This window comes from Candidatus Synchoanobacter obligatus (genome assembly GCF_024259865.1).
Taxonomy (GTDB): domain Bacteria; phylum Pseudomonadota; class Gammaproteobacteria; order Comchoanobacterales; family Comchoanobacteraceae; genus Synchoanobacter; species Synchoanobacter obligatus.
Genome location: NZ_JAKUDN010000002.1, coordinates 522435 through 542328 on the forward strand (window position 1 = coordinate 522435; position 19894 = coordinate 542328).

General features: G+C 41.7%; 20 protein-coding genes. 15 read left to right on the forward strand and 5 right to left on the reverse strand.

From position 1 onward, the window contains the following. Nucleotides 1–350 precede the first annotated feature (350 nt). Together MKS91_RS04425 and MKS91_RS04430 are read right to left on the reverse strand one after the other, a co-directional pair. Nucleotides 351–827: a hypothetical protein gene (locus MKS91_RS04425; protein WP_258569632.1), complete on the reverse strand. Its 477-nt coding sequence runs from the start codon at nucleotides 825–827 to the stop codon at nucleotides 351–353. A 383-nt stretch (nucleotides 828–1210) separates the two neighbouring features. Beyond that, a complete protein-coding gene (locus tag MKS91_RS04430) occupies nucleotides 1211–1690 on the reverse strand; it encodes a hypothetical protein (RefSeq protein ID WP_258569633.1) in 480 nt (159 codons plus the stop codon). Here MKS91_RS04430 and MKS91_RS04435 point away from each other — a divergent pair. Beyond that, a complete protein-coding gene (locus tag MKS91_RS04435) occupies nucleotides 1689–1907 on the forward strand; it encodes a hypothetical protein (protein ID WP_258569634.1) in 219 nt (72 codons plus the stop codon). The genes MKS91_RS04430 and MKS91_RS04435 overlap by 2 nt on opposite strands. A 53-nt stretch (nucleotides 1908–1960) precedes the next feature. Here MKS91_RS04435 and MKS91_RS04440 read toward each other — a convergent pair whose 3' ends face one another. Further along, nucleotides 1961–2224, reverse strand: coding sequence for a hypothetical protein (locus MKS91_RS04440; RefSeq protein WP_258569635.1), 264 nt, complete (start codon nucleotides 2222–2224; stop codon nucleotides 1961–1963). 89 nt (nucleotides 2225–2313) lie between these two features. Next, nucleotides 2314–3681: a signal recognition particle protein gene (locus MKS91_RS04445; RefSeq protein ID WP_258569636.1), complete on the reverse strand. Its 1368-nt coding sequence runs from the start codon at nucleotides 3679–3681 to the stop codon at nucleotides 2314–2316. A gap of 144 nt (nucleotides 3682–3825) precedes the next feature. On the opposite strand from MKS91_RS04445, the gene MKS91_RS04450 reads away from it, so the two are divergent. The 3 genes from MKS91_RS04450 to MKS91_RS04460 are packed head-to-tail and all read left to right on the forward strand — an operon-like array spanning nucleotide 3826 to nucleotide 5629. Then, a complete protein-coding gene (locus tag MKS91_RS04450) occupies nucleotides 3826–5043 on the forward strand; it encodes a CNNM domain-containing protein (protein WP_258569637.1) in 1218 nt (405 codons plus the stop codon). A 23-nt stretch (nucleotides 5044–5066) separates the two neighbouring features. Further along, on the forward strand, nucleotides 5067–5321 hold the full coding sequence (locus tag MKS91_RS04455; protein WP_258569638.1) for a hypothetical protein: 255 nt from the start codon (nucleotides 5067–5069) through the stop codon (nucleotides 5319–5321). Nucleotides 5322–5332: 11 nt separating this feature from the next. Then, nucleotides 5333–5629: a hypothetical protein gene (locus MKS91_RS04460; protein WP_258569639.1), complete on the forward strand. Its 297-nt coding sequence runs from the start codon at nucleotides 5333–5335 to the stop codon at nucleotides 5627–5629. Here the strand turns inward: MKS91_RS04460 and MKS91_RS04465 are convergent. Continuing rightward, nucleotides 5626–7014 carry a hypothetical protein gene (locus tag MKS91_RS04465; protein WP_258569640.1) on the reverse strand — a complete coding sequence of 463 codons (1389 nt, stop codon included), beginning with the start codon at nucleotides 7012–7014 and terminating at the stop codon, nucleotides 5626–5628. The genes MKS91_RS04460 and MKS91_RS04465 overlap by 4 nt on opposite strands. A gap of 103 nt (nucleotides 7015–7117) precedes the next feature. Here MKS91_RS04465 and rsmH point away from each other — a divergent pair, with 103 nt between their 5' ends. Genes rsmH through MKS91_RS04520 form a run of 11 tightly spaced genes read left to right on the forward strand, consistent with a single transcriptional unit; the run spans nucleotide 7118 to nucleotide 19886 of the window. After that, nucleotides 7118–8032 carry a 16S rRNA (cytosine(1402)-N(4))-methyltransferase RsmH gene (gene rsmH, locus MKS91_RS04470; RefSeq protein ID WP_258569641.1) on the forward strand — a complete coding sequence of 305 codons (915 nt, stop codon included), beginning with the start codon at nucleotides 7118–7120 and terminating at the stop codon, nucleotides 8030–8032. Further along, nucleotides 8029–8262 carry a hypothetical protein gene (locus tag MKS91_RS04475; RefSeq protein WP_258569642.1) on the forward strand — a complete coding sequence of 78 codons (234 nt, stop codon included), beginning with the start codon at nucleotides 8029–8031 and terminating at the stop codon, nucleotides 8260–8262. The genes rsmH and MKS91_RS04475 overlap by 4 nt, the downstream gene beginning before the upstream one ends. A 44-nt stretch (nucleotides 8263–8306) precedes the next feature. Then, on the forward strand, nucleotides 8307–9917 hold the full coding sequence (locus tag MKS91_RS04480; protein ID WP_258569643.1) for a peptidoglycan D,D-transpeptidase FtsI family protein: 1611 nt from the start codon (nucleotides 8307–8309) through the stop codon (nucleotides 9915–9917). Continuing rightward, complete coding sequence (locus MKS91_RS04485) at nucleotides 9908–11374, forward strand: UDP-N-acetylmuramoyl-L-alanyl-D-glutamate--2,6-diaminopimelate ligase (RefSeq protein ID WP_258569644.1); 1467 nt, start codon at nucleotides 9908–9910, stop codon at nucleotides 11372–11374. Before MKS91_RS04480 ends, MKS91_RS04485 begins: the two co-directional genes overlap by 10 nt. Then, the gene (locus MKS91_RS04490; protein ID WP_258569645.1) at nucleotides 11374–12582 is read left to right on the forward strand and encodes a UDP-N-acetylmuramoyl-tripeptide--D-alanyl-D-alanine ligase; all 1209 of its coding nucleotides are present in this window, start codon (nucleotides 11374–11376) and stop codon (nucleotides 12580–12582) included. Before MKS91_RS04485 ends, MKS91_RS04490 begins: the two co-directional genes overlap by 1 nt. Continuing rightward, nucleotides 12575–13468, forward strand: coding sequence for a phospho-N-acetylmuramoyl-pentapeptide-transferase (gene mraY / locus MKS91_RS04495; RefSeq protein WP_258569646.1), 894 nt, complete (start codon nucleotides 12575–12577; stop codon nucleotides 13466–13468). The genes MKS91_RS04490 and mraY overlap by 8 nt, the downstream gene beginning before the upstream one ends. After that, nucleotides 13458–14624 (forward strand): Mur ligase family protein, encoded by a 1167-nt coding sequence (locus MKS91_RS04500; RefSeq protein WP_258569647.1) that lies wholly within the window; start codon nucleotides 13458–13460, stop codon nucleotides 14622–14624. Before mraY ends, MKS91_RS04500 begins: the two co-directional genes overlap by 11 nt. 8 nt (nucleotides 14625–14632) lie before the next feature. Continuing rightward, nucleotides 14633–15820 carry a putative lipid II flippase FtsW gene (gene ftsW, locus MKS91_RS04505; protein ID WP_258569649.1) on the forward strand — a complete coding sequence of 396 codons (1188 nt, stop codon included), beginning with the start codon at nucleotides 14633–14635 and terminating at the stop codon, nucleotides 15818–15820. Continuing rightward, nucleotides 15817–16839, forward strand: a complete 1023-nt coding sequence (locus MKS91_RS04510) for a UDP-N-acetylglucosamine--N-acetylmuramyl-(pentapeptide) pyrophosphoryl-undecaprenol N-acetylglucosamine transferase (protein ID WP_258569650.1) — start codon at nucleotides 15817–15819, stop codon at nucleotides 16837–16839. The genes ftsW and MKS91_RS04510 overlap by 4 nt, the downstream gene beginning before the upstream one ends. Continuing rightward, nucleotides 16817–17662, forward strand: a complete 846-nt coding sequence (gene murB / locus MKS91_RS04515; RefSeq protein ID WP_258569651.1) for a UDP-N-acetylmuramate dehydrogenase — start codon at nucleotides 16817–16819, stop codon at nucleotides 17660–17662. The genes MKS91_RS04510 and murB overlap by 23 nt, the downstream gene beginning before the upstream one ends. Further along, nucleotides 17655–19886, forward strand: a complete 2232-nt coding sequence (locus MKS91_RS04520) for a D-alanine--D-alanine ligase family protein (protein WP_258569652.1) — start codon at nucleotides 17655–17657, stop codon at nucleotides 19884–19886. Before murB ends, MKS91_RS04520 begins: the two co-directional genes overlap by 8 nt. Nucleotides 19887–19894: the final 8 nt, after the last annotated feature.

Below are 19894 nucleotides of genomic sequence, written 5' to 3' on the forward strand. Positions count from 1 at the left end.
TACATGTAATTTATAGGAAAAAAAATCAAATGTAAAGAATATTGTGTGATAAATGATCGTTACCGCACCCGGATACAAAAAAAGCATTAACACCGATCTGCCAATGCTTTTTTATGATAGCCTATGCCGTCTGCTTCTTAGTGGATTCCCCGGGCTTTGTTCTGCTGATCAGTATAACTCCTTCGGCTATATATAGTATAATCATTGTTATCTTGTTGCTCTTGGCTCTTCTTGACCAATTGAAAGCAGCGATCGAGAATTTTGTTCTCATCATTGTTTTCGGGCGAGCAGGGGTTAGATGTGTGTTGAATGCATTTTAGCGCTGCTTTTAAGCATCCCACTTTTAAAGTTTAGTTGGCCCCGCAGGTGTTGGGAGAGCTTGTGTTATTATCCAAGCCGAAGAGGCAGCTTGCTAGTGTTCCGACTGGAATGGCTGTCACTTTTAAGGCAGTGCTCAATGCGGGGGGGCAGAACTGCGCAGCAAGGATTAACCCACAGCTGATTGAAGAGCTATTTTCGCGACTCTTGTATCCAGCGGCAATGTTAGAAATAATAGCACTATAGTACCCCCATGCACCCATTGCGGAATGGGTTGCTAAAAAACAGTGGGTGATTCCCTGAGATACCTGGCTAACTAGCGCAAGGGTAAGACCGAGGCCGGAAAAAATAGCCCAAAAGCACAGCAGTGTCGCAGCATTTCTGAGCATAGGTGAACGCAAGTCATCCACATAAAGATCTTTTGATATTATAAGGATTGGATAGGAAGGCAGCCTACCGAATAGCGCTACTAAGATAATGACAAGGGCTATGGCCATTGTAATGCTCACAGAAATCCACAGTATGGATAAAAAAACACAAAAAATACGGGAAGACTTTGGATATCCTTGAAATATACTAAAGTCTTTGAATTCTGGTCTGTCAATCAATGGTGGAGTCACTTTTGGGCTAATGAGTGTGATAAAAATTATGCTGAGTATTAATGGTGCCCCTATGACAAGCGTGGTAGAAAATGTAGCACATAGTGCAGTGATTACTGATATTATATATAGTGTAGTTCTGATACTGATTTTTTGTTGCACTGCAATGTCCTTAGTAAATGATTTATGTTATAGCCTATCTTAAAATGGAGGCTATGTAAATATCAGTATGTCATGATACGCATCAATAGCCAAGGGCTTGTAAAAGAGTGGTAGCAATGAGGTGTTATAGTCTAAATGCTGACCAGGAGGTCGGCAAGTGAACGTAGAATGCTACCATCACGATGCGACTGGGGGGAGCTTGCATTATATACTGGCACAAGCGCTTCACTTGGGTGTGGAGAGTATTTAAATCGAAATACATCTTTTTGAGTTATGAAGCTGATTGTATCTTTAATGAATGCGTATGCTGGAACTGCGTTGACAAGACCAATGGATACAGTGGCACCAAACTGAGCATGTGATGCACTGGCAAGTAGTGTGAAGGCAAAGCCTGCGTGTATCGCACAAAAAGCAAGTTGTATCAGTGCCGTGGCTGCTAGAGATGCAATGATGATACTAAGACAAGGTAGCCCGAATACAATAGCGGTTAAGAGTGGTCCGACAGAAAATGATTGCAAGATAGCCAAAAAGCCAATGCTGCCAAAAAGACCAAAGTTGAGATATAATTTAAAAGAAGCAAGAGTGATAGAATAAAGCACTGAAAAAATCATGAAAAGAGATGGCGCAGTGTTTAATGTTGAGGGCTTGAAGTGCCGATTTCGATGTTTGTATAGATACGGGCTACAATGGTGGGTTGCAAAGATTGTCCAGATCGTTGCTGATGATAAAATTGCAGCTAGCGCTAAAGGGGAGTGTGCAGCTAGTAGGACTGAAAATATTGCTGGCGCAACATGGGATATCTTAATGTTCATCATTTTTCTCTGTTAACCAGTTTTCATTGTTTCATGTTTTAAAGCCATGGTCAACGGGGTATTGCATTCTCAAGCTCCATGGTAAAGCACGGTTAGGTAGAGTGCTGTAAAAGCTGTGAAAACAAGCGCTTCAGGCTTAAGGGTTATGTCATTGTAAAATAGGGATAAAAGAGCATCAGGGTATAAAGTGGCGCTTTTGTTGAAAACTACTGCCCAGAGTGCTGTAGATAATGATATGACACCTAATGCAAGCGGGGCGTAAAATCCAAGTAGCGTTGCTATTGCAACTGTTGCCAATGTCAGGCTATGATTTTTGATCGTTAATGTCTTCATGAAGTTTTCCTGCTATTTTCATTGGTCTTTCATGTATCGTCTTCGTCGTCAACTGTTTCTGTAAGTCAGTGCTATGTTTGCTTGTAAGTTTAAGACTGATCCCAAGGAGGTTGGCCTGATTGGGAAAACTGCTGCATGAGTGCGCGCATTTTGCCACCCTTGAGTTTTTCCGTCATTTTTTTCATTTTATCGTAGCTTTTAATCAAATCATTCAGGTCATTTTTGTTTCGTCCAGATCCTTTGAGAACCCTTTTTTGTCGGCTTTTATTGTTTCGAATTAATTCTGGCCGGTTTCTTTCTAGTGGCGTCATGGATTGGATAAGGGATTGTATGGATGTGACTTTGGTATCATCTTCAATCATTTTCACCATATGGTCGGGGATTTTGGCAGCGCCTGGGAGCATTTTGAGAATGGAAGCCATGCCGCCCATTTGGTTGATTTGTTGGATTTGTTCTAAAAGGTCATTTAACGTAAATTGGCCTTTTTGTAAGCGATCAGACAGTTGTTTGGATTTTTTCTCATCAAAGTGTTGTTGGGCTTTTTTGGCAAGTCCAATGATGTCTCCCATATCCAATAATTGGTCTGCGATGCGTTCAGGATCAAATGGTTCTAGCTTTGAGAGGTGTTCCCCGGTTCCCATCCATAAAATGGGCTTTTCAATAGCAGTTTTTACAGATAGAGCGACGCCACCTTTGGTGTCAGAGTCGATTTTAGATAATATAATGCCAGAGATATCGACCCGCTTGTTGAAGGTTTCAGCAATTTGTAAGGCACTCTGTCCCATCATGCTATCGACGACATAAAATGTATGATTAGGGTTGATTGCTCGGTTAACGGACTCAAGCTCTTGCATTCGTTCTTCATCAATGTCCAATCGGCCTGCGGTATCGATGATTAGGACTTGGTGGTTGGTTCTTTTGGCATGATCAACGGCATGCTGACATATTGTGACGGGATCAAGGGTATCATGATGTGGATGAAAGGTCGTTTGAGTTTGGGTGCTTAAAATCTTTAATTGCTCAATGGCTTTTGGGCGGTAGATGTCAATAGATGCCATCATGATTTTGTGTTTGGGATTTTGTTGCTGGATATATTGCGCTATTTTTCCGCAGGTGGTGGTTTTACCGGCACCTTGCAGACCAACCATGAGTATGATCTGTAATTGGTGGTGCTGAAAGTTTGGCAATGGGGTTTCGTGAGAGAGTAGGTCTAACAGGGCTTCACGAATAATCTTCATTAAGTGTGCTTGAGCGCTGAGTGATTTCTCTTTTTCAGTACGTTGTGCTAGCTCTAAAATATCAGACCTGAAGTGAGCAATAGCGGCTCTAGAAACATCGGCTTCAATAAAGGCACGTTCGATTTCATCTAGTGCTGTTTGAATGTCACTGTCTTTAAGCTGCTTGCTGGTCATATTGGCCAGTGCTTGAGAGATTTTTTGTGTTAAGGTTTTGTACATATTTCAGAATCAGTTATGTGACTATGCGTAGGTTATCAAAAAAAAAACAGATTTAATAGTCTTGAGAGGTGACTTTATTTTTGATGATTTATTTGTGCTTAGGGGTATTTATTTGTTAGTCTAAGGGGAATCAGGAGTTGAACATTGATATTTTTTGGAATTGCATTACTGTTGGGGTTGTCGGCTTTTTTCTCTGGGACTGAGACGGCGGTTATGGCGCTGGATCGTTATCATATTAAAGCATTGGCCAATGAGGGGCATGAGAATGCTAAGCGCTTGCTGCAGTATTTAGAAAAGCCAGAACGATTCTTCTCAGTTGTATTGCTAGGGAATACCTTTGCGAACATTGCAGCAGCGTCTTTATTTACTGTCTGGGTTGTGGATGTTTGGGGGGAAATGTCGATGTTGGCAACCATTGTTTTAACCATCTGGGTATTGTTGTTTTGTGAATATTGGCCAAAGTCTATGGCAGCTAGACATTCTTTGGTTATCAGTATGGCAGTGGTTAGGGTGATTATGGCCTTAGAGTATATTTTAGCACCATTATTGATTGTGATGCGTTATATGATGTCATATATGAATCAATCAAAAACAGTGGCTTCTGTTAGTGTGAAGGAAGTTCAAAAGGTTGTCCGAGCAGCAAGTGCGCATCTATCTGATGAAGAGCAGGATATGTTAGAGGGGGTTTTTGAATTAAGTCAATTAACCGTCGATGAGGTGATGAAGCCAAAGCATTTGGTGAAAGTGATTGATATATCGCTGTCTATCGGTGAGATCAAACAAATGATTCGACAATGTTCGTCGCATTATCTTTTGGTGGTCTCTGATCGTAGTTGGCATGAAGTCTTGGGAGTGATATATGTTCACGACTTTGTTTTTTCTACTGAACCTTTGAGTTTGAACTTTTTAAAACGCCAATTAAAAGATGTGGTCTGTATTCCCAGTGGTATGGCGTTAAACAAACAGTTGGCAAACTTCAAGCGTCGTCGGCAAGAAGTGTCTGTAGTGGTTGATGAGTATGGGGCTATTTTGGGCGTGTTGGATGTGCACGATATTCTTGAGGAAGTCGTAGGGTATTACGCCAACCGGCGGGCTGTGCCTATAGGTAGCGTGCGCTTTGATGGTGACAAAGGCTATTGGATTCGAGCAGACTTGAATGTTCGAGATCTAAACCGTTATTTGCAGTGGTCATTGCCAGAACGAGCGACTACAGTGGGTGGTATGGTTTTTGAGCATTTAGAACGAATTCCTGATGCGGCTTGTGCAATCAGCTTGGGCGAGTATGTGATTGAAGTGGTTGAGGTTAAGAATAATGTCTTGATTTTGTGTCATATATGTAGGATAATCGAGGCTAAGGTATGAGGTCATGGTGTTTTTTGATTCTGATGCCGCTTGGTTGGGCTTTGGATGTTTCATTAAAAGCCAGACAGGGTACAATGCTTGGTGTTCTTTATGCATTAGGTCATGCATTAGAAGAGTATTCACTTGTATTGGGTATGGGGCTTGCCGCTTTTGGGGCTGCGAAGTATCTTGCCGGTAGGAGGCAGCCTATGGTTAAAATGCTGCTGCCTTCGTTGGTTCCTATGTTAATAGGGCTAATGTTTGTTGGTTTGTATTATATGACAGAAATAGAGTTTTAATAGAGAAGAAGATGAAGGTTTTTTTAAGATATATCGGGATATTTTTGGTTAACGCAGTCACTGCAAGTACATTTGTACAAACAACGAAAAAGCCGATGCGACTGATGACGGTGGCTTTAGACATACAGTATGTTGTGCAAAGCCTGTGTTTTGCTTTTGGTCTGGGGATGCTGTTGTCAAGTGTTCACCAATATGCTCGGTATCGCAGTAATGCTCAAGCGCATCCTCTAGCCCGAGCAGCAACAACATTATTTGTTGCCGTGATGCTGATAGGCGTCTCGTATGTACCGTCTCCTAAAATTTACTAAAAGATAAAGGACAGCCAAGATGTTTTTGTAGGACCTTTTGTGACTTCAGCATTTGGCGCTGCAGCAGCTGAAAATGGATTAAGGATATGCATGCTCCTAACGTGGTTGACATATTTAGGGATGATATAGTGCTTGGTATAGTATTGGCTACATAAGCTCAGAGCTGCTGTCCCAATGACTGTAAAGCATGCAGTGGGGATAGAGATATGGAATGCTAAGCAGAGCACGATACTGAACATCAATAGTATCGGAGCTAAGAGGGTGTTAAATATTGAGAATACCATGGATGCTGTGTGGCTGAGGTAGTCGCTGTATTGCGAGGATATCAACCAGTCAACAGCAGAGGTGCCTCGTGGTATTGCTGGATAAACTTGGGTAAGGCTATGGTTAAGAGCCTGTTGGATGCTTGTATCAGGTTGGACACTTTGGTCTAGCGCATAGCCTGGGAGTATTAAACAGTTAGCAAACTCAATTTGTTGTGCTTTTGGATTGGTTATGCCACATAATCGATGGTAAATCTGCGTAGCCACTGTTGCATCTGCCCCAGTTCTATAATTTATGAATGCAATAATAGCCCGCTCATGTAAGGCGAATGCTTCATCGATCAGTATGGTTTGTGTCTCGGTGCTGCCAAACGGTTGCAGCATATGAATTATCGCGGTCTCAAGGCTGTGCGCGTTTGGATTGCTGCTTTCATAGTAAAGACTGTGAAAACGTAGGAGGCGTATTAACAAATCTTTTAGAAGATGATTGAACGCATTGGCTTCATCTCCACCATCAGGTGAGCCAGTTGCTAGCCTTTTGTCTACCAGGCTACCATCGGAAAGTAGTTGGAATCCTGGCTCACCGCTGCCACCGCCAAAGTCTGTCATGCTAAGATCAGGATTTAAATCATCATGGGTATGGGGTTCACTGTGTTTTAGTAAATCGCTTCCAAATACCTCAGCCACAGCGTTACTAGAGGAGCACTCACTTAATTTTGTAAGCAGAACTTGCTGTTGCCTCTCGTTTAACTGCTTGAAGGTTAAGTGGTGAATTAAAAGGTGTAAAAAGCTTTGTTGCAGTATATGCAGTGTGATGTTGTCGCCATCTTCTTGATGGGAAAGTATTTTTTGAAGCATACTGGTTGCATGATTATGGGCATAGGCTATTTGTAGAATAAGGAGATTCTGAGTATGGGTCATTTGAACAGGGTATATGTCTTGCTGGGAGACAAGATCTTTGAGTTTGCCAATACTTTGAGCGCTTAAGGTGTTCAAGAAGTAGGTGAGTAACAGGTGAAGGCTGATGGTGTCTTCAGTGGTGTCTTTAAAAAAGAATGCTTGAGAGGCCTCTCCAGGTCTTAAGCTGGTGAGTATAAATGTTATAAGATAGTATAGATACATTGGTTTCGTCCTTGTTACCTCTATTTATAACGTATAAGGCGTATTTTGGCAAATGCTTTTAATTTGCACATTGTGGTATCACTTGTTATAATAATGATTATTAATGAGATTCCAGTTGAATAAAGTATTTGAACACCAGTCTGTTTTGCCCAATGAATGCCTGGCAGCACTGCAATTAAAGCCAGGTGGTTGTTATGTTGATGCCACTTTTGGGCGCGGTGGGCATACGGCCTTAATTCTTGGAGCCTTGGATGATTCTGCAACAGTCATAGCCTTTGATCAAGATAAAGAGGCGATTCGATACGGGCAGCAACGTTTTGAGAAAGAGTCGAGGCTCAGCTTGGTCCATGACAATTTTTCTCAAATGTCGCAGTACTTAAATCAGCATGGTGTGTACGGGGCGGTTGATGGGATCTTGATGGATATTGGCGTCAGTTCACCCCAGTTAGATGATGCAGAGCGTGGGTTCAGTTTTATGCGAGATGGGCCTTTAGATATGAGAATGGATCAGCGGAAAGCTCAATCTGCGTTTGACTATTTATCAAATATTAGTGAAAAGGAGCTACACCATATTTTAGAAGTTTATGGGGAAGAACGTTATGCCAGACGCATTGCTAAGGGCATTGTGCAGTCAGTTAAAGACAATAGGTTGAAAAATTCAACGTTATCATTGGTTGAGATCATTGAGGCTTCAGGCGCAAAAAGAGACAAGCATAAACATGCTGCAACACGAACATTTCAAGCAATTAGAATTGCTGTGAATCGCGAGGTTGAGGTTTTGGAGCAGGGATTGTATAGTGGGTTGCAGAGTTTGGCAATTGGAGGCCGATTGGTGGTTTTAAGCTTTCACGGATTAGAGCATAGGATCGTCAAAGCTTTTATTAGAGAATATCGTCAAAAAGATGGCGATATTGTGCTAAAGCAAATCGGCAAAGCACAAGGGGTGAGCTGGCATGAGCGTAAGCAAAATCCTAGATCACGAAGTGCATTTATAAGGGTGATGGAACGAGTTAAATGACCAAGTCAGCAAGGACGGTGCTAATTTTTTCATTGGTTTTTCAGTTGTTGGTTCTCCTGGTTTTGCGGCAAGAAAACCAAATACGTTTTATTCAGCTACAGGAAATTCACCGAGATCAGCGTATTGAGCAGCAACAGCTGAATAAAGTCCTGGTGGCATATTTATCAGCGGAGGAAACATTGTATCAGTGGGGTATCAATGAAGGTTTTGTTACAAGAGGGAAGCGATAGTGTTGGTTCAGCGATTTAGATATTTTCGCTTTATTGTTACATTAATGGTTATTATCTTTGGGTTTTGTTTAATATTGTATCGGCATGGCTTTTTGGTTCACCATCAACAAAGTTTCTTATTAAAAAAAAGTCATGCGAGAACAGAGAGAGCATTAACCTTTACTGCAGATAAGGGACAAATGATGGACCGTAATGGTCAGTTGTTGGCAGTTAGTTTGCCATATTACCGTTTTGCTATAGATCCTCGTAAACACGATTATAATAAAGGTGAGGTTAAAAAGCTGGCCAGTATTTTAGGGGACAGTTTTGATCGTTTGTGGCAAAAAATTGAGCATTCACAAGGCAAAAAATACATCTTAATTTCAAATCGACTAACCGATACTCAAGTTAAAGATTTGATGGCACTATCATGGGAAGGACTCATCTTTGAGAACCGTCGTGGTCGGTACTACCCTATGGGTGAATCGGCATCTACTTTGGTTGGATATGTTGATTTGGGCGGGAAAGGACAAATTGGTATGGAGTATCAATTTGACCAATATATTGATGGGAAAGAAGGCACGATGTCATTCACTCAAAATTTGTTGAATCAAGTGACTCAGGTTCATGCATACCACCCCCCCATTGCTGGAAAGTGTTTAACGCTCACGATCGATCGGCGGTTACAAAAAATGGCATATGATGCTTTAAAAGACGCTGTGGACTATCATGATGCTGAGTATGCCAGTGCAGTCATTTTATCAAGTCGCACAGGAGAAGTGTTGGCGTTGGCCAATTATCCAAGCTTTGATCCTAACATACCTATGGCGTCTTTGGATGAACGGGTAAAAAACCATGCGATTTCAGATTTATTTGAACCAGGGTCTATCATTAAACCTTTGGCCTTAGCGTCAGCACTAGAAAAAAATCAGCATAATATGCCAACCAGTGTTGATACTCATGGCGGGTCCTATACCTATCTTGGGCAAAAATTCCAGGATCATCAGGATTTAGGCGAGGTGGAGTTTGAAGACATTTTGCTTAAATCGTCTAATATTGCCATGGTAAAACTGGTATCTCAGATGCCTGAGAATACATTGATTCAAAGTTATCAAAAGTTTGGTTTGTTCTCACCATTATTTGTACAGTTGCCGGGGGAGTCTAGAGGAACTCATGTCGATCATCCAACAAAAGTTGATGAGGCTGCTATGTCCTACGGATATGGATTGTCAGTAAATTTATTGGCGATGGCACGAGCCTATAATATTCTCGCAAATTCAGGAGAGGATTTTGGTGTACACTTGGTGTTTGAAAAACATCGACCAAAATCGGAGCGTGTTGTGTCTGCGAAAACGGTGAAAGAATTATTACCTTTGATGGTTAAAGTGACAGAACAGGGTGTCAGTAGTCATAAAGCAAAGGTTAATGGCGTTTCGGTTGCAGGGAAATCAGGAACGTCACACCTTTTGGGAGAGAGTGGTCAGTACGAAAATAGTTATGTGGCCACTTTTGCAGGTTTTGCACCCAGTGAGGATCCGGAGATTGTGGTGACGGTTATGGTTTACAAACCTAAAAAACATGGACACTATGGAGGGCAGGTGGCAGCACCAATATTTTCAAGTCTGCTATCTAGAGCATTAGAGTATGTTCCAAAGGAGAATGTTAAATGGACGTAAGTGGAGACTATCATTCAACGGTTTCAGAGTTAGCTGCAAGCATTGGTATTGTTTCAGACAATGATGCTATCGTTAGAGGCATTCATACCGATGTGTCAGTTGTGATGCAGGGAGATATTTGGGCATCGCTTAGGCCGACAGAGGCTCAGTGTGCTTTGGCCAAAGAACAAGGCGTGGTTGCGATATTGTGCCGTGATGTTCCTGCTGTTGAGGGTGTTGATTTCTTGCAAACAAATCATTTAGAGCAGTCGTTGGGTGTTCTATTGAATGTGTTATATGCTGAACCATCCAGTCATATGAATATTATGGCGGTTACTGGAACCAATGGTAAAACAACAGTCGCCTATCTTTGTGCCTCTGCAATGAGTTACCTGCAACGCTCAGCGACCATGATTGGTACTTTGGGTTATGGGCCTTTAGGTCAGATTAGGCCACAGCGTCATACAACACCACCAGTAGGAGAGTTACATCAAAAGCTGGCATTGGCAAGAGATCGAGGTGCTGATTTTATTGCAATGGAAGCCTCATCACACGGTTTGGACCAAGGGAGGCTAGCTGGTGTTATGATTGATGTAGCTGTTTTTACCAATCTCACTCATGAACATCTGGATTATCATAAGACCATTAATGATTATTTAGCAGCAAAACAAAAGCTATTTATGATGCAATCTGTTGGGGTGGCTGTGATCAATTATGATGACCCAAGTGGTGAGATTTTGGCGGCTCGGATTAATAAGCCTTTATGGGCATGTGGGTTAAACGCAGTACCACGCGGTCCTCAAAGATGGAGTTATTGTACGGTGCATGATCAAACGCTTAATGGAATGCGGCTAAAAATAACAACACATGAAGCAAGCGTTTCAATAGATACCCCATTGATTGGTCGTTTCAACGCAGAAAACTTAATGTTATCTCATGCAGCATTATGTGTTTCGGGTATTGATCCTTTACTGGCAGCATCTGCTTTGGGGTCTGTCTCATCAATCCCTGGTAGAATGCAAAGGATTCAATTTTCTGAATTATTGTGTGAAGTGATTATTGATTATAGCCATACGCCTGCAGCGCTTGAGGGGGTGCTACAAACGTTGGACGAAGTCAAGCAAGGTCGGTTATGGCTGGTCTTTGGTTGTGGTGGTGATCGTGATCGTAAAAAGAGACCAATGATGGGATCAATTGCAGAACGCTATGCAGATGAAGTCATTATTACAGAAGACAATTCTCGATCAGAGCAGTTTGAAGATATTGCCCAAGAAATCTTATCAGGCGCAAAGTGTCCAGCTTATTGTCATACCATTAAAAGTCGACAGAAAGCTATAGGATATGCCATACGTCAAGCACAAGCGGGTGATATCGTTTTGATCGCAGGCAAAGGACATGAAACTTATCAGGATAATGGAGAAACGCTAAAGTCATACTCAGACATACTCGCAGTGGAATCAATATTAGAGGCCAATTAATGTTGCATGCGTTACTTGGTCAGCGTGGGCTTAATGTGCCGCTGAGTGCTACTGTACATTTTGATTCAAGGGTAGTCCGTAACGGAGATGTATTTGTTGCTTTAAATACTGGTGGGGAATACATCAATCATGCCCTAGATCAAGGGGCGAGTGCAGTTGTCACAACTGTTGACTCAGATCATCCAAAGGTACACGTTGTGGGGTGTACCACCCGTTGGCTAGGTGAATTGGCTAGAGCATACCGGTTGCAGTTGAACGCCACAGTCATTGGTGTGACGGGTAGTGTTGGTAAAACCAGTTTGACTCAATGTCTACGTTATTCATTGGGTCATCATGCTCAGGTTATTGCAACCCTTGGAAATGAGAACAATGAACTGGGTGTTTGTTTCACATTGCTGCGTGCTTATGAATTGACAGAGTTTGTGATTGTAGAGATGGGGGTTGCAAAACCAGGTGATATGGACATATTGGTTGATATTGTGAGACCAGACATTGCTATAGTTACCCATATTGGTCCATCACATTTAGAATTTCTCAAGAACAGAGAAGGGGTATGGGCTGAAAAACAAAAAATCATGCGATTTGCAACGGGGGTGATTGTGCCTGATAGTATGGTATCAAAAAGTCAGATGAAAACGATATCATTTGGCGTTTCCCCTTATGCAGATGTTGTGGTCAGTGAGACAGAACTGACCTTTGGTCATCAGCGTATGTCATTGGTCGGCATTCCCAGCTACCGTAAAAATATGATTGCTGCAGCATTTGCGCTACACGTCTATTTGAAGATACCAATGAATCTTTCTGGGATTAAATGGCCGCGTTTGAGGATGTCAACGTATATTCATTTGAGTGGTGCGAAGATTATTGAAGATTGCTATAACGCAAATTATAGCTCTTGTTTGGTATCGTTACAGCATGCAGCGCAAGAGAATGTTGATTTGGTTGTATTGGGAGAAATGGCAGGTTTGGGGCACTTAAGTGCATATTACCATGAGTTGTTGGGTCATGTTTTGAGCACATTAGGTATTCGAGAAGTTTGGTTGATTGGAGTGCATCACCAGGCAACACTACTCAGTTATATGGGAGAAGCTACATATTATCATTGTAAAAAAGTATTAGAAAAAGATCTCAATTGTTTTTTGAGGCCAGGAGTTGTTGTTTTGGTGAAAGGATCAAGGCATTTAGCCCTAGAGGAGGTGTATGTATAATATTTTGATATCATTGATAGGTCATTACGTTGGTCGGCAATGTTTGCTTGGGCTTGCGCAACCCATTCGAGAAGATGGGCCCAAGTCTCATTTGAAAAAGTCAGTTCCTACAATGGGTGGACTGATCTTTATTCTACTGACGTTAGTGCTTTGCTTTCAGTCAGGAATTTTGTCACATCCATTATGCCAGGTATTGGTAGGATATGGGTTTTTAGGGCTCTATGATGATGGGCATAAAGTATATTATGGCAGTAGCCAGGGTATTTCAGCATCTCGCAAATTTCTTTATCAATGGGGACTTGCGTTTGCCGTTGTGTCTCAATTACCAGTGCATCCCTTAAACGTTTTTGGTTATGTTCTTAATCTTGGAGGCTTCTTTTATATTTTTTCAAGTTTTATAATTGTGGCATCATCAAATGCATTTAACTTAACAGATGGTATTGATGGTTTGGCGGTGTCTCAAGGTATCTTGGTATTGCTATTTTTTGGCGTTCTGGCGTTGGCTACTGGTTCTGAAGAGTTGGTCACTTTCTCAATGATATTGATCTCTTCCCTGGTAGGGTTTATGTGTTTTAATCTTTATCCTGCAAAGCTTTTTATGGGAGATGTTGGCTCACTGGCAGTAGGAGCTGTCCTGGGGTTGTATGCTGTGCTGCTGCACTGTGAAATTTTGTATGCACTGGTTGCCCTGGTGATGGTTATAGAAACAATATCAGTCATTTTACAGGTATATTATTACAAACGTTATAAAGTTAGAGTGTTCAAAATGGCCCCAATTCACCATCACTTTGAAATAATTGGTTGGTCTGAAACAAAAATTGTTGTGGTTTTTGGCCTGGTCACATTATTCATGGTTGGGGTTTCTGGGTTGTTGTATGGTTTATGATTTGTCATCTAACGTGGTAATAGGGCAAGGTGTCACCGCTCAGCACACGGCACGTTTTCTACTAAGTAAATCAAAAAAAGTTAAAATATTCTCCTTGAAAGACAATCATCTCCCTCAGGAATTATCACACCTTTATACGAATAGTTTTGTTCCCTCTACGCAAGTATGGATGAGCCCGGGTATCTCGCCAGAGGACCCCGTTCTTGAGTTACTTCGAAAAGACAACATTATTTTGGATGTTGATTATTTTCTAGCCCATACAGAGGTTCCGGCCATACTGGTTACCGGGACCAATGGGAAAAGCTCCGTGTGTTTATACCTTCAGAGCTTGCTAAAAAAAATGGGCAAGAACAGTGTGTGTGTTGGTAATTTTCAACCTGGTATTCTGAGTCTTGAAACCCAAGATCTTGATTGGGTGATTATCGAGCTATCAAGTTATCAGCTGTATTGGCTACAGAAGAATCATCATGTAGCAGCAACGGTGTTATTAAATGTTGAACACGATCATATTGATTGGCATGGCAGCTTTTCAGCATACACCAGTCTGAAGCAGGGGGTTCATCAGTATGGTCAAGTATGTGTTGATTCTGGAGATTATGGGGGTATGTCGTTTATGCCGTTGGCGCACAAGCTGTTCCATAGAGGGCATGCTTGGCATGATGCGATGAACATGGCAGCAGCACAGCTCGTCTTAAAGTCTTTGGGAATGGAGGTCGCAATTCCTGAACAATGGCCAGGTTTGCCATATCGTCAGTCTATTGGCTATCAGCCACTATCGATTGTTATTAACGACTCTAAAGCAACCAATATTGCGGCAACATTGAGTGCTGTTGCTATGATGAAAATGCGGTACCCCAATCAATCAAAGGTGTTGATTTTGGCCGGAGTCAGCAAGGTAACAAATCATTCTCAGCTCAGAGAATCGGTGAGGGGATGTCAGTTATTGATCGTAGGCAATGATTTTCAAGACTTGGAAGATATCGGGCAGAGATTTTCTAATTTAGAGGATGCAATTAAAACGTTAGCACTGTTTAAAGGTGTGATTTTATTCTCCCCAGCAGGTGCTAGCTATGATGCTTATAGCCACTTTGAAGCACGAGGAGAAGATTTTGATCGATGTATTCAGCGTTATTGTGGGACTGTAACTTCTGACTGAAAGAGGGTATGATGGAACAAGAGACTGATGGATCAGTGATGAATGACATAGGGATTGTACAGGCAGATCTAACGCTGCAAGAATATACAGGCCATAAGCCCTCAGTAGACTACTGGTTGTTGGGGTTGTTTGGTGTTTTCTTTGTTCTGGGATTGCTCGCAGTGTTAAGCTCATCATACTTCCTATCTTATCATACAGTGGGGCATGGCAGTTATTACATTACGCGGCATGTGTTTCATATGATACTGGCTGTGATTACAGGTGCTATCACGTACGCCATTCCTGTTTCCGTGATTCGTTCAGTGTCACCATTTGTATTGCTCATCGTGGTGTTGTTATTAATCTTGGTTTTACTGCCTGGGATAGGCCGATCGGTTAATGGTGCAACACGCTGGATTCATTTTTTAGGGATTAATATCCAAGTCTCAGAAATTGCAAAGCTTGGGTTGATTGTTTATTTGTCGAGTTATATCCAACGAAAGCAGTACTATATTCAAGAGAGTGTTCGAGGCGTTCTGACACCATTGTTGGTAATGGGAGTTCTAGGTTCTTTGGTGTTGCTAGAACCTGATTTTGGTGGTTTTTTTGTGATACTAACAATAGGTATCGGTATGTTGTTTTTTGCCGGACTACCATGGCGAGTGATCTTAACATTAATGGGAGTTGTGGGGGTATTGATGTTGGCTTTGGTATACATGACACCATATCGGTTGGCCAGGCTAACTGCGTTTTTTGACCCTTGGAAAAACCCCTTTGGTGACAGCTATCAATTAACACAGTCATTGATGGCCATTGGCCGTGGGGGTGTGTTTGGTGTTGGTCTTGGCCAAGGGTTACAAAAGCAGTTATATCTTCCTGAGGCACATACAGACTTTATTTATGCCATACTTGCTGAAGAAACGGGGCTTTTGGGAAGCGCATTTATTATTATGTGCTTCATGCTGTTGGTAGGGCGTTTAGGCTACTGGGTTTACAAGGCTTCTAAAAAGGGCTTATGTTATGAGGCTATGTGTCTTTATGGCATGATGATTTGGTGGAGTGTTAGTGCAATGTTTAGTATGAGTGTCAATTTGGGATTGGTTCCGACCAAAGGCATTGCACTGCCATTTTTCAGCTACGGAGGCTCAAACTTATTGGTCAATGCTATTGCCATAGGGGTTTTATTAAGAATTACTCGGGAGGTTGGTAAAGTATGAGCATACGTTTGGGTATTGCAGCAGGTGGAACAGGAGGCCATATTGTACCAGCATTACAGGTTGCAAAAGCCATTCAGAAATTAGGAGGGGAATGTCTATGGGTTGGCAGAAGTGCGAGTATGGAAAGTAAGATAGCGCACACACATGACATTCCTTTTCAAGCATGGGTGTCTCGAGTGACCAGCCATCATTGGCGTATTCCTCGGTTAGCAGTGGCAATAACAGGGGATGTTCTTAAGATCCGACAGCATTTAAGGCGGCATCCAATTGATTGTTTGTTTGCCACAGGAGCATTTGTATCATTACCTACGGCACTTGCAGCCAAATCTCTTGGAATTCCCTTGGTGATTCAGGAGCAAAATACCGTGATGGGAAAAGCCAATACATTATTAATGCGTATGGCTGATGGTGTTTGTTTGGGCATGCCGATTTCAGGCCTTCCTCTATCATGGGTTACGGGCAACCCAATACCCAAAAGATCAATGGCTCATATAGGGAATAAAGTGCTCATTATGGGAGGTTCTCAAGGGTGTAAGTTTTTGAATGAAATATCACCGAAAGTGTTGAAAAATAATCAAATAAATTCAGGGATCATCCATATTGCGGGCAACCATCATCAGGTGGTGGCTGAGGTTTATCAGAACCTTGGGATGGAAGCAGAGGTGCATCCTTTCGTGGATGATATGGCACATGTCTATCAGCAAGCCAAGTTTGTTATTGCAAGAGCTGGTGCAATGACGTTGGCAGAGCTTAGTGGGTATGCTAAGCCTGCGATTGTGGTGCCGTATCCGCATGCAGCAGGAAACCATCAACGGCATAATGCAATGCACTATGTTAATAAAAATGCAGCGTTGCTTGCTGAAGAAAGCGCGGCGTCATTACAAGAAGCACTGTCCATCATGCTCAGTGATAACAAAATGCAACATTTGGCGGATACAATTTCTCAATTAAACCCGCCTAACGCAGTACAAGAAATCATCAAAATTATTCAACAACATGCATGTAAATTACCCCATTAAATCATTAAACTCCTGGCGCTTAGGAGACAGAGTTCGTTATTTCTCACAGCCTCAATCATTAGAGGCATTGGTCAGTCTTTATGAACAGTATCAACATGTTCCAACAATTTGGTTGGGGCTTGGGAGTAATATATTATTTTCAGATGACGTATTAAATGCTCATATCATTCGAACCAATAAAGCACTGTCAGTGATGTCTTTTGATCAGTATTTTTACGTTGAAGCTGGTGTGAGTTTGGCAAAATTTGCAAAATTTTGTATGAAGCATGGGTGTGTTGATGCGGTGTTTTTAGCCGGTATTCCAGGAACGATAGGAGGGGCTTTAGCCATGAATGCTGGTGCATATAAATATGAGATTTGGCAGCATGTTGATAGTGTGACGGTGTTAACCAGTAAAGGGATTAGAACCTTATTACCGTCTGATTTTAAGATCGGGTACCGATGTGTTCAAGGACCAAAAGATTTGATCTGTTTCTTATCAGCAAAGTTGTCTTTTATTCCAAGTTGTGCATTAGAAGCAAAAAAAACCATGAAACAGTTTTTACTCCAGAGAAACACAACCCAGCCCATTGGTACATTTAATTGTGGTAGTGTGTTTCGTAATCCAGAAGGGCAAAGTGCCGGTAAAATGGTTGATCAATTAGGGTTGTTAGGCTACCAGGTAGGGATGGCCAGAGTCTCTCCTAAACATGGAAATTTTATTGAGAACATCCAAGGTAAAGCAACCAGTGCCGATGTGCGTCAAATTATCCAGTTTATTAAAGAGCAGGTGTTTGCAGAATATGGTATCCAATTACAGCTAGAGGTTAAAGTATATGAGTAATTTTCGCTTGGGTGTGATTTGTGGTGGCCCTTCTGGAGAGCGTGGGATTTCTTTAAATTCTGCACGGAGTGTCATGGACCATTTATGGGAAATAGATGTTGTTTTGTATTATATGAACCCTAAACTGGAAGTCTTTCTACTTGACCCTCAGCAGGTCTATTCCAATACGCCAGAAGACTTTGACTTTAAGTTACATGATACGCAAACGAGCATGACTCAAAAACAGTGGTTATCCCAACTTCAAAGCCTCAGTTTAGTATTGCCTTTGATTCATGGTGCTTTTGGTGAAGATGGGACCTTACAGGTGTTGCTAGAGGAACACAACATACCTTTTGCTGGCTCAGGCTCTCAGGCGTGTAAAAGCATGTTTTACAAAGATGTTGCGATTGCTGCTTTACGAAAAGAAGGTTATGACACACTGCAAATGTTCTCAGCATATGATCCACGGTGTCAGCACTTGTTGCAAAAGCACGGCCGTGTGGTCATTAAGCCCCAGGCCGGAGGCTCGTCACTGGGCGTATCGGTTGTGAGTTGCTATCAAGATTTACTGGCAGCAAGAGAGAAATTATTAAATCCTTTATGTGAGGCTTATTGTACCGGTGATGAGTTTACAGTATTAGTGCTAGAATCGCTATCTGGTCCTGTGGCATTATTGCCTACGGAAATCGAGATTGATAAGCCGGGAGAAATCTATGATTATCGTCGCAAGTATTTACCAACGAGTAATACCCGATGGCATTGCCCGCCAAGGTTTTCTAAGGAGTGTATCCAGAAGATTCAATCCTTGGCTGAAGAAATTTTCCTTAAATTTAACATGAAAGATTTTGCCCGGCTAGATGGCTGGGTGGATCGGAACGGTAAGGTATTATTTTCTGATTTTAATCCAATTAGTGGCATGGAACAAAATAGTTTTCTCTTTCTACAAGCAAGTCGTGTTGGACTGACTCACCAAGATATCTTGTATTGTCTCATTGGCCACAGTTGTCAAAGGCATGGGATAGATTTTGTCAGGCCAAGAACTAAGATGGGATGTAGACTGAGTGTCCCTATTCTTATGGGAGGTGATACTGAAGAGCGGCAAGTATCATTGATGAGTGGCACAAATGTTTGGTTGAAGTTAAGACGTTCTCATTTATATCATCCAGTCCCTTATTTACTTGATGACAAGCGACAATTATGGGAATTACCGTATACCTTAGCCCTGCATCATACAACAGAGGAGATATTAGGTTTATTAGACAATCAGAGGGCACTACAGAAACAATTGATGTGTTTTGTTCCAGGTATTCGACAAAGGTTACAGTTAATATCAAAAGCAGTAGGGAGTATTTTACCTCAGGTCAAGCCAATTTCCCTAAAGGATTTTTGCGAGCAGGAAATAGATTATATCTTTCTTGCACTACATGGTGGGTTTGGTGAAGATGGTCGAATACAGCAGTTACTATTTGAGCATAAGATTCTATTTAATGGCCCCAAGGATCAAGTATCTGCTTTAGGGATGGATAAGTATGCTTTTGGTAAAATGGTGAATCAAGCCAGTATTAAAGGACTCAGTGCATTAGATAAGCAGGTAGTCACTTCAAATACTGTCATTGAGGCTATTAAAATCAGTTTACCATGGGTAGTCAAGCCAAGGTCCCAAGGATGCTCTGTTGGGGTGGAGAAAATCACGACAGTGTCAGAGTATTTGTGCTATCAGAAAAAAATGATTGCTCAGCAAGATTACCTAGTGGAACCCTTTATTGATACAGGCAGTGTTCTGATAAAAAATAACCAAGTGGTTCGATCAGGCCTAAATCAATGGCAAGAGCTGACGATAGTTGTTCTTGAGCATGAAGGTGCTTATCGTGCACTCTATCCATCTGAAACAATAAGCCAAGATAGCATATTAAACATTGAAGAAAAATTTCAGGGGGGGACTGGTGTTAATATCACCCCCCCAAATAATCTTGATGAGGATGTAATTGAGGATATAAAGGATAAAATTGAACGTTTAGCAGCTTATGTTGGCTTAAACCATTATGCACGTATCGATTTATTTTACCACCCTCTAACTCGGCATATTTATATTGTTGAAATGAATACCCTTCCTGCTTTAACACCATCAACAGTGTTGTACCATCAAATGTTGGCGTCAAGAATTGCTTTATCACCAACAGATGCATTAGAGTATCTGATTACAACGAGTATGAGCGCCAGACAACCTGCTAATGCCATAGAATAAGTATGTCA

Coding starts and splice junctions, on each gene's coding strand:
- MKS91_RS04435 (WP_258569634.1), top strand. CDS start 1,689: ATGAAAAGAGATGGCGCAGTGTTTAATGTTGAGGGCTTGAAGTGCCGA.
- MKS91_RS04430 (WP_258569633.1), bottom strand. CDS start 1,690: ATGATTTTTTCAGTGCTTTATTCTATCACTCTTGCTTCTTTTAAATTA.
- MKS91_RS04440 (WP_258569635.1), bottom strand. CDS start 2,224: ATGAAGACATTAACGATCAAAAATCATAGCCTGACATTGGCAACAGTT.
- MKS91_RS04445 (WP_258569636.1), bottom strand. CDS start 3,681: ATGTACAAAACCTTAACACAAAAAATCTCTCAAGCACTGGCCAATATG.
- MKS91_RS04455 (WP_258569638.1), top strand. CDS start 5,067: ATGCCGCTTGGTTGGGCTTTGGATGTTTCATTAAAAGCCAGACAGGGT.
- MKS91_RS04460 (WP_258569639.1), top strand. CDS start 5,333: ATGAAGGTTTTTTTAAGATATATCGGGATATTTTTGGTTAACGCAGTC.
- MKS91_RS04465 (WP_258569640.1), bottom strand. CDS start 7,014: ATGTATCTATACTATCTTATAACATTTATACTCACCAGCTTAAGACCT.
- rsmH (WP_258569641.1), top strand. CDS start 7,118: ATGAGATTCCAGTTGAATAAAGTATTTGAACACCAGTCTGTTTTGCCC.
- MKS91_RS04475 (WP_258569642.1), top strand. CDS start 8,029: ATGACCAAGTCAGCAAGGACGGTGCTAATTTTTTCATTGGTTTTTCAG.
- MKS91_RS04480 (WP_258569643.1), top strand. CDS start 8,307: ATGGTTATTATCTTTGGGTTTTGTTTAATATTGTATCGGCATGGCTTT.
- MKS91_RS04485 (WP_258569644.1), top strand. CDS start 9,908: ATGGACGTAAGTGGAGACTATCATTCAACGGTTTCAGAGTTAGCTGCA.
- MKS91_RS04490 (WP_258569645.1), top strand. CDS start 11,374: ATGTTGCATGCGTTACTTGGTCAGCGTGGGCTTAATGTGCCGCTGAGT.
- mraY (WP_258569646.1), top strand. CDS start 12,575: ATGTATAATATTTTGATATCATTGATAGGTCATTACGTTGGTCGGCAA.
- MKS91_RS04500 (WP_258569647.1), top strand. CDS start 13,458: ATGGTTTATGATTTGTCATCTAACGTGGTAATAGGGCAAGGTGTCACC.
- ftsW (WP_258569649.1), top strand. CDS start 14,633: ATGATGGAACAAGAGACTGATGGATCAGTGATGAATGACATAGGGATT.
- MKS91_RS04510 (WP_258569650.1), top strand. CDS start 15,817: ATGAGCATACGTTTGGGTATTGCAGCAGGTGGAACAGGAGGCCATATT.
- murB (WP_258569651.1), top strand. CDS start 16,817: ATGCATGTAAATTACCCCATTAAATCATTAAACTCCTGGCGCTTAGGA.
- MKS91_RS04520 (WP_258569652.1), top strand. CDS start 17,655: ATGAGTAATTTTCGCTTGGGTGTGATTTGTGGTGGCCCTTCTGGAGAG.